General features: G+C 36.9%; 14 protein-coding genes. 4 read left to right on the top strand and 10 right to left on the bottom strand.

From position 1 onward, the window contains the following. Positions 1 to 221 precede the first annotated feature (221 nt). On the top strand, positions 222 to 734 hold the full coding sequence (locus tag H601_RS0114835) for a metallophosphoesterase family protein (protein WP_035656154.1): 513 nt from the start codon (positions 222 to 224) through the stop codon (positions 732 to 734). Here H601_RS0114835 and H601_RS16260 read toward each other — a convergent pair. The 4 genes from H601_RS16260 to H601_RS0114855 form a co-directional block, all read right to left on the bottom strand. Further along, complete coding sequence (locus H601_RS16260) at positions 714 to 2459, bottom strand: tetratricopeptide repeat-containing sensor histidine kinase (RefSeq protein ID WP_051220781.1); 1746 nt, start codon at positions 2457 to 2459, stop codon at positions 714 to 716. The genes H601_RS0114835 and H601_RS16260 overlap by 21 nt on opposite strands. Next, on the bottom strand, positions 2452 to 2754 hold the full coding sequence (locus tag H601_RS15935; RefSeq protein ID WP_035656157.1) for a hypothetical protein: 303 nt from the start codon (positions 2752 to 2754) through the stop codon (positions 2452 to 2454). Before H601_RS15935 ends, H601_RS16260 begins: the two co-directional genes overlap by 8 nt. A 1-nt stretch (position 2755) precedes the next feature. Continuing rightward, positions 2756 to 3415 carry a response regulator gene (locus tag H601_RS0114850; RefSeq protein ID WP_026712224.1) on the bottom strand — a complete coding sequence of 220 codons (660 nt, stop codon included), beginning with the start codon at positions 3413 to 3415 and terminating at the stop codon, positions 2756 to 2758. 140 nt (positions 3416 to 3555) lie between these two features. After that, complete coding sequence (locus H601_RS0114855; RefSeq protein WP_026712225.1) at positions 3556 to 3969, bottom strand: DUF4293 family protein; 414 nt, start codon at positions 3967 to 3969, stop codon at positions 3556 to 3558. 174 nt (positions 3970 to 4143) lie between these two features. On the opposite strand from H601_RS0114855, the gene rho reads away from it, so the two are divergent. Then, positions 4144 to 5862: a transcription termination factor Rho gene (gene rho, locus H601_RS0114860; protein ID WP_026712226.1), complete on the top strand. Its 1719-nt coding sequence runs from the start codon at positions 4144 to 4146 to the stop codon at positions 5860 to 5862. Positions 5863 to 5935: 73 nt separating this feature from the next. Here rho and tpiA read toward each other — a convergent pair whose 3' ends face one another. The 5 genes from tpiA to H601_RS0114885 form a co-directional block, all read right to left on the bottom strand. Beyond that, complete coding sequence (gene tpiA / locus H601_RS0114865; RefSeq protein WP_026712227.1) at positions 5936 to 6688, bottom strand: triose-phosphate isomerase; 753 nt, start codon at positions 6686 to 6688, stop codon at positions 5936 to 5938. A 1-nt stretch (position 6689) separates the two neighbouring features. After that, positions 6690 to 7190: a TlpA family protein disulfide reductase gene (locus H601_RS0114870; protein ID WP_026712228.1), complete on the bottom strand. Its 501-nt coding sequence runs from the start codon at positions 7188 to 7190 to the stop codon at positions 6690 to 6692. Between the two features lie 81 nt (positions 7191 to 7271). Continuing rightward, positions 7272 to 8348, bottom strand: a complete 1077-nt coding sequence (locus tag H601_RS0114875) for an ABC transporter permease (RefSeq protein WP_026712229.1) — start codon at positions 8346 to 8348, stop codon at positions 7272 to 7274. Position 8349: 1 nt separating this feature from the next. Further along, a complete protein-coding gene (locus H601_RS0114880) occupies positions 8350 to 9456 on the bottom strand; it encodes a BT_3928 family protein (protein WP_026712230.1) in 1107 nt (368 codons plus the stop codon). A 58-nt stretch (positions 9457 to 9514) separates the two neighbouring features. Continuing rightward, the gene (locus H601_RS0114885) at positions 9515 to 10060 is read right to left on the bottom strand and encodes a DUF1599 domain-containing protein (RefSeq protein WP_026712231.1); all 546 of its coding nucleotides are present in this window, start codon (positions 10058 to 10060) and stop codon (positions 9515 to 9517) included. A gap of 86 nt (positions 10061 to 10146) precedes the next feature. Between H601_RS0114885 and folP the strand changes: the two genes are divergently transcribed. Together folP and H601_RS16265 are read left to right on the top strand one after the other, a co-directional pair. Further along, the gene (folP, locus tag H601_RS0114890; RefSeq protein ID WP_026712232.1) at positions 10147 to 10971 is read left to right on the top strand and encodes a dihydropteroate synthase; all 825 of its coding nucleotides are present in this window, start codon (positions 10147 to 10149) and stop codon (positions 10969 to 10971) included. 1 nt (position 10972) lies between these two features. Continuing rightward, positions 10973 to 11689, top strand: coding sequence for a hypothetical protein (locus tag H601_RS16265; protein WP_051220782.1), 717 nt, complete (start codon positions 10973 to 10975; stop codon positions 11687 to 11689). Between the two features lie 52 nt (positions 11690 to 11741). On the opposite strand, the gene H601_RS0114900 is transcribed toward H601_RS16265, so the two are convergent. Next, on the bottom strand, positions 11742 to 13079 hold a 1338-nt coding region (locus H601_RS0114900; protein WP_026712233.1), incomplete at its 5' end, for a T9SS type B sorting domain-containing protein.

Raw genomic sequence — 13079 nt, forward strand, 5'->3', positions numbered from 1 at the left:
CATCCGCTCCATCCGTGTTCCATTACCTTAATGCCCCTTAATTCCTTAATGGTAAAAAACAAAAGCGTAGCGTCTTTGCGAGAAACCAAAACAAGCGAAGCGTCTTAGCGTTCTTCGTGCCTTCTTAGCGACCTTTGTGGTTAAAAAAACACTGCCCTATTTAAATAGAAAATCACGAATAACAATAAACAAAAAAACTTATTTTTGCCCAAAACAACCCCTTGAAAAAAATACTCCTCCTTTCCGACACCCACAGCCATATTGACGAGAAAATCCTCAAATATGTCCAACAAGCCGATGAAGTATGGCATGCCGGTGACATTGGAGACCTACACGTAACCGATACCCTTAAAAAAATAAAACCTTTGCGTGCCGTTTATGGCAACATAGACGATGCCAAAGCCAGAATGGAGTTCCCTTTAATTAATCGGTTTTGGTGTGAAGAAGTGGACGTATTCATGACACACATTGGAGGTTATCCCGGGAAATACAACCAAGCCATTCGTCAGGAGTTGATGCATAATCCACCACAACTGTTCATTTGCGGACATTCCCATATTTTAAAAGTGCAGTTTGATAAAACCTTGAACCTATTGCACATGAATCCCGGTGCAGCCGGAATACACGGATTTCATCAGGTTCGTACCATGTTGCGGTTTGTGATTGACGGAAAAGAAATAAAAAACTTGGAAATTATTGAAATGGAAAAAAAATCAGCGTTCCACAATAGGTAACGTAATTGAAATTTTCGTTCCTTCATTCGTGGCTGATTGTAAAAGAATTTTTCCTTTCAAGTTTTTGATACGGGCCTTGATTTGCGTCAAACCAAAACCGTCATTTTGAAGGGGTTTAGCAGTGTCAAACCCTTTTCCGTTATCGATAATTTTGATGTGAAGGGTCTGGTTTTTTTCTTCAATCGAAATTTCACCATTTGTAGCCTGACTGTGTTTTACGATATTGTTTACCAGCTCAGTAAGGATAAAAAACACTTTCAGTTCAAAATCTTCCTGGTAGCGTTTCATTTTTAAACCTTTGTTGGTAAAGCTAAACTGAATCATAGAATTGGAATTTTTTTCACACATGTCTTGCACGGCATGATACAATCCCAGTTTAGCCAAAACAGGAGGAATCAGTTCATGCGATAAATCCCGCACTTTGTCATGAGCCTCTTTTAATAGCGATCGAGCTTTACTGATTTCTTCCGGAACATTTTCCTTTTGTCCTACCAAAAACGCAGACAAATGTAAACCGGCTGAAGACAGAAGAGCACTAATGTTATCGTGTAAAACTTCGGCCAATTTTTTACGTTCAATTTCCTGACCGTCAATCGAAGCATTGATGATGTTTTCCTGAATTTCGCTGTCAATTTCTTTGATTTTGTTGCGTTGCTTTAACTGTAAGTTTTGATAGAAAAAGTAAAAAAGAATTAAACTAAACCCAAAAAGAGCCACGAAAATAAAAATGATTTTACGGTTTCTACTTTGCTTTTCCTCCAGTTGATGGGCTTTTTCTTTGAACTCGTTTTCTACTTTTTCAATGTTGTATTTGGTTTCAATTTCTCTGATTTTATCACTTAGGTTTTCATTGTTCAATTTTTGGTTGGTTTCAAAAGCCATCGTGCTGTTTAAATTCGCCCGTTTGTAATCACCCATTTGTTCATACGCATACACTAGGTTGAGGTATAAGTCAAGGTAATCACTTGTGTTTAAATCGTCTTTAAAATCAGTTTTGATTTTTTCATAGGTTTCCGCCCCTTTTTTAAAGTCTTTTTGATAGACCATATAATAGTAGCCATAATTGCTCAATGAACTGATGATTGACTTTTTTATATTGTGCTTTAATGCCAAAGTATACGAACTATCTAAATACTTAATAGCCGTTTCATAATCATCTTTAAGAGTGTAGTAAGCAAAGTAATTATTGTAGCTAAAACACAAACCTGAGACGGAATTCACTGTTTTGTCTAGTTTAACTTTTTTTTCTAAATAGTAGTAGGAACTGTCTAATTTTTTAGCCGTATGCAAACGGAAAAGATTATGATAAACATGAATTAAAGCCAATGTGTCTTTTTCATGCATTCCGATTTTTTTAGCTTTATAATAATATTTAAAAGCTCTAATCGTGTCATTTACAATTGAATAACGAGTGCCTATTTGTTCAATGATTTCCGTTTTCTTTTTAATTTTATTTTTTTCAGCAATTGAAAGGGCATTGAACAGCGTTTTCAAAGATTTATCATGGTCATTAAGCGTGCCATAAATTTGTGCTTTACGGATACAGATTTCACAATATTCTTTAAATTTTTTATTTTTCAGATGACTTTCTGATTTTGTTTTTGCATAATTCAAAGCCTTTATTAATTCATTTTTATCTCTATAATAGTCCAATGAATCAACTTTAGATTGAGCAAAAAATAAACTAGAAAATAAACAACTAATAAATAAAATGTACTTATGCATTTACATTAATTTTTACTCTTGGTTTTACTGCTGTACCATCACCATAATCACCGCTTTTATCGGGAATTTGTTGAATAAAATCAATGATAATTTCTCCTTCAAAAGCATCACACACCAGTTTGTGTTCTACATAAACGTTTGAAGGTTGATTGTCACCTTCTCTCAAATGAAGGTAAACCAAATAGATATCTTTTTCATGTTTGCTGTTAACCAAACAGTTTTCGGGAACGCTGAAACTAAGTTCGTAACAAGAAGTGTCTCTGCGATAAACTGAATAATGTCCGAGTAATTCCATTTTATTGATTGATTAGGTTATGTTTTATAGCATATTTTACTAAGCCAATGGTGTTTTTAACGTTTAGTTTTTTAATCAAATTTTTGCGGTGCGTTTCAACCGTATTGGCACTAATAAACAATTCTTCACCGATTTCTTTTCCGCTGTATTCCATTGAAATGAGCTTTAGAATTTCCAACTCACGGTCGGTAAGCAATGTATTGGTTATTTCATAATTTTCAGAAGCACTTGTATTGCCCGTGAGTGAGCTGAATATTTTTTCCTGAATATTTTTAGAGAAATAATCTTGACCCGCCGCTACCGATTCGATGGCTTCCATAATGCTGTCTCCGGCACATTGTTTAGATAAATACCCACTAGCACCTAATTTTAGCACTTCTTTGATGAGTTTGAAATCATCATAACTGGAAAGAACAATTACTTTACACGAAAACCCTTTGTCGGAGAACTCTTTTAATACTTCAATACCGTCTTTTTGTGGCATATTGATATCCATAATCAAAATATCCGCTTTTTTTTGATGAACGGTATCAACGAGATTCATTCCGTTAAGGGAATAACCAACTACTTCAATTTTGGGATTGGTTTTTAAAACAGCCAAAATACCGTCAATTAATACTTGATGATCGTCTGCGAGGTAAATTCTAATTTTTTTTGGCATTGTGGTATGTTAACGACTTTAGTAAATGTTTATTCAAAAGTATAAAATTATGAAGTATTATAAATGATAACCTATAAAAATAAAAAAATCCGAACACTGTTCGGATTTTTAACGCACTAAAATAAACTAAGTTTACAGTATTATTTACGCAGTCTGCCCGACGATTTTACGAGCTTTTCGTCCTTTTTGATAGCTTTATTGGCAAAAGCCAACAAAATAATGGCAAGAACAGGAAGAATGAGCCCAATACCCTTCTTAGACACTTGCGGGTCTCCAGATAACTTTGGGGCATACAATATAAATAATAACAATAAAATTACATTTAAAACGATATTCAATCTGCTTATCACAAATTGTTGTTGTCTTTTGCGGTACGAATTAATCGTAAGTATAGAAAGCAAACTACTTATTCCAAAAAGGAAAAAGATAAACAAATCCGATTGAAAATACACCGGAAATTTGTTATGGTCATGCCAAAGTGGTAACAAAAATGGCAACACTCCGGTACAAATGACCGCTCCTAATAGATATAATGTTTGAACCCTTTGTAGCATGGTTAATGATTATATTGGCAAAAATAAATTTTCTTTTTTAATAATTACTATTTGTTAGCTAAAAAATAAGTTGTATTATTGCATCATAATTCTGTTTTTACTTCACTTAACAGACCAACTAAATTGTTATCTCATTACGATTTTCTGATTTAAATTTAATACGAAAGAACATTCATGTTTGAAATTTCTGTACTCAAAGAAATGAAGCTTTCTGAGCTTCAAGAGATTGCTAAAGCGGCTAAAACCATCAAATTTAACGGCGTTAAAAAAGACGATTTAATCCAAAAGATTTTAGAAACGCAAGCCCAATCAGTTGCTGCACCCGTTCAAAAAGAATCGGCTGAAGCAGATAAACCCAAAAGAGCCAGAATCGTGGCGAAACCTAAATCGGAAGAGAAAGCACAACCCGGTTTGTTTGCGGAAGAACCTGCAGTTCAAGTGGAACAACCATCGGCAGAATCAAAAAAAGAAGAGGAAACTACTTTTGCTCCGGCTAAGGATAAAAAGCTTCCTTTTAAAAAGAATAAATTCGAGAAAAAGAAAAATTTTGAAGCTCAGCCTACTCCTGTAGCTGCAGAAAATACAGAAAGTAGCTCCGAAGCACCAATCGTTTCAGAGGAAGGAGCTGCTGAACAAACGCCTTCAAAAGCCCAAAATAATCAACCGTTTGCGAAGCAAAACAATGGAAACGGAAATGGAAACGGAAACGGAAATGGTCACCACAACAACCCTAATTTCAAGCATAAAAAACAAAATTACCGCGATGCCGATTATGAATTTGACGGGATCATTGAAAGCGAAGGCGTGTTGGAAATGATGGCCGACGGTTACGGTTTCTTGCGTTCATCCGATTATAATTACTTGGCTTCACCTGACGATATTTACCTTTCTACTTCTCAAATCAGGTTGTTTGGTTTAAAAACCGGTGATACGGTAAAAGGTGTGGTTCGTCCACCGAAGGAAGGGGAAAAATTCTTCCCGTTGGTAAAAGTGTTGAAGATTAACGGACATGACCCGCAAGTGGTTCGCGACCGTGTTTCATTTGAACATTTAACGCCCATTTTCCCGGAAGAAAAATTCAAATTAGCCGAAAAACAATCAAGTGTTTCTACCCGAATTATTGATTTATTTTCTCCTATCGGAAAAGGACAACGTGGAATGATTGTGGCACAACCTAAAACCGGTAAAACGGTCTTGTTAAAAGACATTGCCAATTCTATCGCTGCTAACCACCCGGAAGTCTATTTGATTGTGTTGTTAATTGACGAACGTCCGGAAGAGGTAACCGACATGCAACGCAACGTGCGTGGGGAAGTAATCGCTTCTACCTTCGACGAACCGGCAGACCGCCATGTGAAAGTAGCTAATATCGTGTTGGAAAAAGCAAAACGATTAGTAGAATGTGGACACGATGTGGTGATTCTATTGGATTCTATTACGCGTTTAGCCAGAGCATACAATACCGTGCAACCCGCTTCAGGAAAAGTATTGAGTGGGGGAGTAGATGCCAATGCGTTACAAAAACCAAAACGCTTTTTTGGAGCGGCCCGTAACATTGAAAACGGAGGTTCTTTGAGTATCATTGCTACCGCCTTAACGGATACCGGTTCAAAAATGGATGAGGTGATTTTTGAAGAGTTCAAAGGAACCGGAAACATGGAACTTCAGTTGGATAGAAAAATTGCCAACAAACGTATTTTCCCAGCTATTGATTTAACATCTTCCAGTACGCGAAGAGATGATTTGTTATTAGACGAAAACACCATTCACCGTATGTGGATTATGCGTAAATACCTTGCCGACATGAACCCTGTTGAAGCCATGGATTTCATCAATGACCGTTTCAAGAAAACCAGAAATAACGAAGAGTTTTTGATATCCATGAATGATTAAACAAAAATAGAAACATAAAAAAAAGTCGTCTCTGAATCTTCAAAGACGACTTTTTTGTTCTACTATGATTTGGTTAAATAGCCAATACAATTTTGGTAAAATCATCGCTTTTTAAGGCGGCTCCACCAATTAATCCGCCATCTACATCAGGTTTGGAGAAGATTTCAGCTGCATTTTCAGGTTTAACGCTACCACCGTATAAAATAGAAACGTCTTCTGCCACCGTATTGCCGTAGTTTTTACGAATGATATCACGGATGAATTCATGCATTTCCTGAGCTTGTTCCGGGGAGGCCGTTTCGCCGGTGCCAATTGCCCAAACCGGTTCGTACGCCAAAATAATATTTTTCCAAGCCGACGCTTCTAAATGAAACAATCCGTCTTTTAATTGGTTTTCTACGACATTAAAATGTTGTCCGGCATGACGGTCTTTTAATTCTTCACCAAAACAGAAAATCACTTCCATTTCATGCTTTAAAGCAGTATCCACTTTAGCCGCCAGTAATGCATCGGTTTCATGAAAATAAGCTCTGCGTTCAGAATGGCCGAGTATCACGATTCTAACACCAACACTTTCCAACATACCGGCAGAAATTTCTCCGGTAAACGCTCCGCCCTCTGCTTGGTGCATGTTTTGAGCCGCCACTTCAATAGGGGTAAATTCCAAATGATCAGCTGCCGCAGAAAGGTTCACAAACGTGGGAGCTACTATCACTCTTTGGTCTAAATCAGTGGGGATTTTATCGATTAACTCGTTTAATAAATCTTCGGTTTCTTCCGCATTTTTATGCATTTTCCAGTTACCGGCTACAATTCTTTGTCTCATTTTAATATACGGATTTTAAAATTTCTATTAGTTTTTCTTCATCGGCTTCAATCGCACGATACAACGCTATGTTTCCTTTTTTATCCAATACGATATATCGTGGAATCCAATCAATATCAGCCGATTTTTTGAACGCACCGTCTTTCCAGCTCGATTGAATAAGGTAGTGTTGTCCTTTTAAATTGTATTTTTCAATTCCTTTTTCCCAACTTTCTTTGGTTTTGTCATACGATAAATACACAAATTGCGTCTCCGGAAAATCCTGTTGTAATTGTTCCGTTTTTGGCATGCTTTTTATGCAATCCGGACACCACGATGCCCATACATCAATTACTACGGTTCGACCTATATTCTGGGTAATGATTTCTTTTAAGGTCATTTCTTTTCCGTCTAAGCTTAGCATTTTTTCATTTAACGCTTCGGTAGAAAACTCTTTTTTTTGGGCATTGGTACACGAAATCAAACCAAAAATCATTAAAAAGGAAAGCAATATCTTTTTCATATTATTTATTATTTACATACAAATTTATCATTTCAAACGCACAATTTACCCAAAAATGTCTTAAATAAAACCGAAAACGATTTAGCTTAACCTGATTTTTGGGTCTAAATAAGCATAAACCAAATCTACTAAAATATTGATGACCACAAAAGTAGTCGCAATCACAATCACAGAGCCCATGATAACGGGTAAATCTAAATTGTTCAAGGCTTCTACAATTTCTTTTCCGAGTCCATTCCAACCAAAAATATATTCTACAAAAACAGCTCCGGCCAACATCGAAGCAAACCAACCCGAAATAGCCGTCACCACCGGATTGAGTGAGTTTTTCAACGCATGCGTTTTAATGATTTTATAGGAGGAAAGTCCTTTTGCTTTAGCCGTTCGAATGTAATCTTGGCTCAAGGTTTCTAATAATGAATTTCGCATCAATTGAATTACCACACCTAGCGGTCGGATGCCCAAGACGATACCCGGTAGTAAAATGTTTTTCCATTGGATAAAACTGCCTTCACCAAAATCATCTACTTCATAAAGGCTACCGGTCATGTTGAGTCCGGTGATGTGATGCCATACAAAACCAAATAACCAAGCAAAAAGGATTGCACTAAAAAAGGAAGGAATGCTCATGCCGAGTGTACTGATTAACGCAATCATTCGGTCTAAAAAAGTGTCTTTGTACACCGCAGAAAGAATGCCTAAAAAAATTCCAATCACAATCGCAATGACAATCGCAAATAAGGCAAGAATAAAGGTGTTGGGCAATGTATTCCCGATGACATCTGACACTTTTTTACCACTTTTTTGAAAACTTTCCCGTAAATAGGGAGTCTTCAAAAAAACAGTAGTGTTTCCGATATTCAATAGGCTAAAACCATTGTATTTTCCATCGGCTAAAAAAGTGTAATCTTCTTCGTTTTTACTGTGGAACGACAACGGCGATAAGTCGTTTAGGTAATATACATATTGGGTGGAAAGAGGTTTGTCAAAGCCATATTTCTTCTTGACCAAAGCCAACTGTTCAGAGTTTTCATTTTGGTCTAACATCATTCTGGCCGGGTCGCCGGGAAGAATTGTAAACAAAATAAAAATAACCGTAATCACGCCAAAAAGGGTGAGCAAAGCATAGCCAATTTTATGTAAGAGATAGCGAATCAACTTATTTTAACGTTACTTGGTCAATATCGTTAAAATGTTTCTTTTCTACGATGGTTCCTTTTTCCAATACCACAATACTCGGATTGGCTCTTTCGATGGTTTTTAAAGTGGTAGCATCACAGAAATAGTAATCAAAACTCAATTGATGAGCTTTTTTAATACGTTCGATAACGGTTTCATCAGAAGAAGTCATACCAATCACTTTATAGCCTTTTTTGGTTGCTTTTTGGTAAAAAGCTTCCAGTTGGTCTAAACCATCGGCTTCTGCTTTGTCAAGATTATAGGAAATAAGAAGGATTAATTTAGGTTCTTTCAACAGGTCTTCCGTATAATCACTTCCTTCCAATTCAATCGTAAAATCGTGAATGGGCGGTACATATCCTTGTTTGATGAGTTTATCTTTTCGGTCTACAAACTCAGCTGTTTCCGGCACTTTGTTTGCCATTACATCCGCTTGAGAAAATTCGGTATCCACGCCATTTACTTTATAAATAAAAATCATTTCATACTCTGATAGAGGAGCACCGGCCGGAATTTCCATTCCTTTTTGAATGTTGGTGCCCACTGCATACGCCCTAAAATCGATGATAGGTAAATGCATTAAAACATGATAGGCCATAAAAAGGCATAAGGTATAAGCGATAAACACAACTGAATTTTGACCCAATTTACCAAAGAGAGGACGAACATGTTTTTGTTGAAGCAATAATATCACAATCAAGACCAACAGAATCACATCTTTGGTAAACGATTCCCATGGAGTAAGTTTGATGGCATCACCAAAACATCCACAGTCTGTTACTTTGTTAAAATAAGCCGAGTAGAAGGTTAGGAAGGTAAAAAATACAATCATCAGAAATAAACTCCAAATGGTAAATTTTGGTTTGAATCCGATGAGTAACATGATGCCTAAAACCACTTCAAAAATAACCAATAAAACGGCTATCATTAAGGCATAAGGTACCAAAAAAGGCAAGTTCAAAACGCCTTCTGAAAAGTATTCTTCCAATTTAAATGAAAAACCAACGGGGTCATTCAATTTGATTAAACCGGAAAGAATAAACAAACAGCCTACTAGTATTCTGGAAATATGGGTGATGATTTTCATTTTTAATGTGTCAATTAGTCAATTAGTCAATGTGTCAATTGGTTGATGTGTCAATTGGTTATTTTTCGTGGAAACCAAGATGAATTAACGCAAAAACAGCGTAATTAATCATGTCTTGGTAGTTGGCATCAATTCCTTCTGATACCAACGTTTTTCCTTTGTTGTCTTCAATTTGTTTTACGCGTAATAGTTTTTGAAGAATCAAATCGGTTAAGGAGCTCACTCTCATGTCTCGCCATGCTTCACCATAATCATGGTTTTTGTTTTCCATTAACGATTTGGTTTCGGCAATTTTTTCATCATATAGTTTAGTGGCTTCTTCTAATCCTAAGTCCGGTTGGTCGGCCACTCCTTTTTCCAATTGGATTAACGCCATGATAGCATAGTTGATGATACCGATAAATTCTCCTGTTTCGTCTTCTTGTACTTTTCTAACGGCATTTTCCTGTAAACTTCTGATGCGTTGGGCTTTGATAAAGATTTGGTCGGTGAGGGAAGGCAAACGGAGTATTCTCCACGCACTACCATAATCTTTCATTTTATTGCAATATAATTGTCGGCAAATGGCAATGACTTTATCATATTGTTGTGAGGTGCTATTCATTATTGACTTATATTTGTAATGATTTTCAAAAATACAATTTTCAATAGAAGTAGAAACTACTTTTTAACTCCTTTTTTACAAACGACATGTTAATAAACTGTTTAGGGAATTTAATAGACTTGACAAAACCCAAGGTAATGGGGATTTTAAATGTTACTCCCAATTCTTTTTACGATGGCGGAAAGTACCAACATGAAAAAGAAATACTGAATAGGGTAGAGACCATGTTGACCGAAGGAGCTGATTTTATTGATATTGGAGCGTATTCCAGCAAGCCTAATGCGGAATTGGTGACGGAAAAAGAAGAAATGCAGCGTTTGCTTCCGGTTGTAAATGCAGTTTTGCAAGCATTTCCATCCACCATCATTTCTGTAGATACCTTTAGAAGTGGAGTTGCCAAAGCAGCAATAGAACATGGTGCGGCCATCGTGAATGATATTTCTGCCGGCAGTTTAGACGAAAAAATGATGGAAACTGTTGCTCAGTTGCAAGTGCCCTATATTATGATGCACATGAAAGGCACACCGCAAACCATGATGCAGCAGGTAGAATATGAGGATATCGTCAAAGAAATGCTGTTTTATATTTCTGAAAAAGTGGCCAAAGCGAGACAATTAGGCATTCATGATTTGATTGTTGATCCCGGTTTTGGATTTGCCAAAACTACCGAACAGAATTATGAAGTACTGCAAAAATTACAGTTATTTCAAGTGTTGGAATTGCCCATTTTGGCTGGAGTTTCCAGAAAATCGATGATTTATAAACCACTGGAATCTTCACCTGATCATGCTTTGAATGGCACAACGGCTTTAAATATGGTGGCGTTGACTAAAGGAGCCTCCATTTTGAGGGTTCATGATGTAAAAGAAGCGGTGGAGTGTGTAAAATTGTTTTCGTTAATGAATTTATAAGATGAAAAAAGTACTGTTTTTAAGTGTTGTTTTTTTAGTGATTTCTTGTCAGAAAGAAGTGCAATTGGCACAAGCCAACCATACGATTGATTCCACTTTGGTGGACCATTCTCCGGTCTATATTTTTTTGGATACCGAGGGAAAAGATACTATCGCTGAGGTGAACCGAAAAAATACGATTGGCACCACCAATTGGGTGTTTAATGTTGATAAAAGATTACCGTTAAAAGTAGTTATTCCGGAGATTATCAAGTTACAAGAAAAAAGAGAAAAGGCTCAGTTTCATAAAAACGAAGCGGCGGGAAATTATTTTTCCTACATGGACAGTGTGCAAAAGACCTTGGCTTTTATGCCGTTTAAAGAAGTGAATTATACATATAACACTTATTTTTCGACTTTGTATGTAAAAGAAAATCCTGATTATCATGTCCATTTTCAAACTTTTGCAGTTAATTTTAAACCTAAAAACAAAGTTTCAGTTGATGGGAATGACTTAGAAATGAGTGAATTGTTGACCTTTTTAAAAGAATATACTTCCTTTTCAAGCAATGGAAAACGAATACTGATTTATGTCAATTTTGACGAACGGTTGACGTTTGACCATTATTTATCCAAAATAATTGAATTGAAAGCGTTGGAAAATGAGATGGTTGCTATTTCACCCACACATTTTATCTACAATAAAAGCAAGCTACCTGATTGTGATTGTGCAAAGTAAAAGTGCTTGAGTTCAAATAAACATATTAAAACAATTTTTCGCTAGAAATGATCTATCGCTTTAAACTAAAGTGAGCTTTGAATGTTTTAGTACTTCCGTTTCGATTCATATACTCCAATGAAAACCAATAATCGGTGGCGGGTAATGGTTCACCATTGTACGTGCCGTCCCAACCTCTGCCTTCTGATGCTTTTATGGTTTTGAGTAATTTGCCATAGCGATCAAAAATAGCGATGAGAGCATTGGGTTGCTCTGTAATTCCGGAAATGTTCCAAGTGTCATTAAAACCATCTCCGTTGGGGGTAAAGAAACGAGGATAATTTAGGGAATATACGGAAACATAGATAATACCGCATCCATTCAAATCCTGAATAGCGATGTTGTTTTCACCCTCAGGCACACCTGTAAATACGGGTTGTGTTTGCCATGGCCCGTCATTTAATTGATAAATATAATTTCCTGAGCCCCCTGTAATTGTAACGGTTATGGTTTGTTGTAATGCAAAATCAACGGCAATTTCGGCTGTAGCTAATGCAAAAGAAGAAGTGGTAACTGTTGTTGAGGTGGTATTTGAACATCCCGTACCTAAGTGTGTTGCCACAACTTTATACACTCCGGTTGTTGTTGCCAAATGAGTTGGAGTGGTAGTAGGCAAGGGATTTCCATCCAACGTCCAACTAAACGAATGGGTTGAAGCTGATAATCCACAATTCAAGATTGCCGGTTCAAGTGTAATTCCGGTTGTTGGGTCAACACAAATAAAAGCTGATTCCAAAATGGGTTGTGGTAATGGGAATACTGTCAAGTTGGTACTGATAATGGATGTACAACTTCCCGGTATGGAATAAGTGATAGCGACCGATCCTGCTGCGATAGCGGTTACTATTCCATTTTGGTCAATTGTGGCTATAGAAGTATCGTCGCTTTGCCATGTTCCACCACTTACTGAAACAGTAAAAGTACCCACTTCTAGGGCACAAAGTGAGGAGGGACCCGAAATGGTTCCGGAAATTCCATCTATTGTCACATTCAACGTTACAGGTGTGGCACATTGATTCGGATTCGGAGTAAAAAGATAACTACCTGAAGTGGTATTGCTAATGGTTGCCGGATTCCACGTCCCAGTGATACCGTTGGGTGACGTATTGACTAAAGCCGGTATAGTACTTCCGGTACAATAGGTTGCCGAAGTTACGAAATCAGGTACAATAGAATTGGTAATCGTCACATTCAAGGTTACCGGCGTGGTACATTGATTTGGATTCGGAGTAAAAAGATAACTACCCGAAGCGGTATTGCTCACCGTTGCCGGATTCCACGTTCCGGTGATGCCATTTGGTGACGTATTTGCTAAAGCCGGAATAGTACTTCCTGTACAATAGGTTGCCGA

This window comes from Flavobacterium filum DSM 17961 (assembly GCF_000425465.1).
Lineage (GTDB): Bacteria > Bacteroidota > Bacteroidia > Flavobacteriales > Flavobacteriaceae > Flavobacterium > Flavobacterium filum.

Excerpts from the sequence above, each read along its gene's own strand:
- H601_RS0114855 (WP_026712225.1), bottom strand. The coding sequence starts at position 3,969 with ATGCTACAAAGGGTTCAAACATTATATCTATTAGGAGCGGTCATTTGT.
- H601_RS16260 (WP_051220781.1), bottom strand. The coding sequence starts at position 2,459 with ATGCATAAGTACATTTTATTTATTAGTTGTTTATTTTCTAGTTTATTT.
- tpiA (WP_026712227.1), bottom strand. The coding sequence starts at position 6,688 with ATGAGACAAAGAATTGTAGCCGGTAACTGGAAAATGCATAAAAATGCG.
- folP (WP_026712232.1), top strand. The coding sequence starts at position 10,147 with ATGTTAATAAACTGTTTAGGGAATTTAATAGACTTGACAAAACCCAAG.
- H601_RS0114885 (WP_026712231.1), bottom strand. The coding sequence starts at position 10,060 with ATGAATAGCACCTCACAACAATATGATAAAGTCATTGCCATTTGCCGA.
- H601_RS0114880 (WP_026712230.1), bottom strand. The coding sequence starts at position 9,456 with ATGAAAATCATCACCCATATTTCCAGAATACTAGTAGGCTGTTTGTTT.
- H601_RS15935 (WP_035656157.1), bottom strand. The coding sequence starts at position 2,754 with ATGGAATTACTCGGACATTATTCAGTTTATCGCAGAGACACTTCTTGT.
- H601_RS0114850 (WP_026712224.1), bottom strand. The coding sequence starts at position 3,415 with ATGCCAAAAAAAATTAGAATTTACCTCGCAGACGATCATCAAGTATTA.
- H601_RS0114870 (WP_026712228.1), bottom strand. The coding sequence starts at position 7,190 with ATGAAAAAGATATTGCTTTCCTTTTTAATGATTTTTGGTTTGATTTCG.
- rho (WP_026712226.1), top strand. The coding sequence starts at position 4,144 with ATGTTTGAAATTTCTGTACTCAAAGAAATGAAGCTTTCTGAGCTTCAA.
- H601_RS16265 (WP_051220782.1), top strand. The coding sequence starts at position 10,973 with ATGAAAAAAGTACTGTTTTTAAGTGTTGTTTTTTTAGTGATTTCTTGT.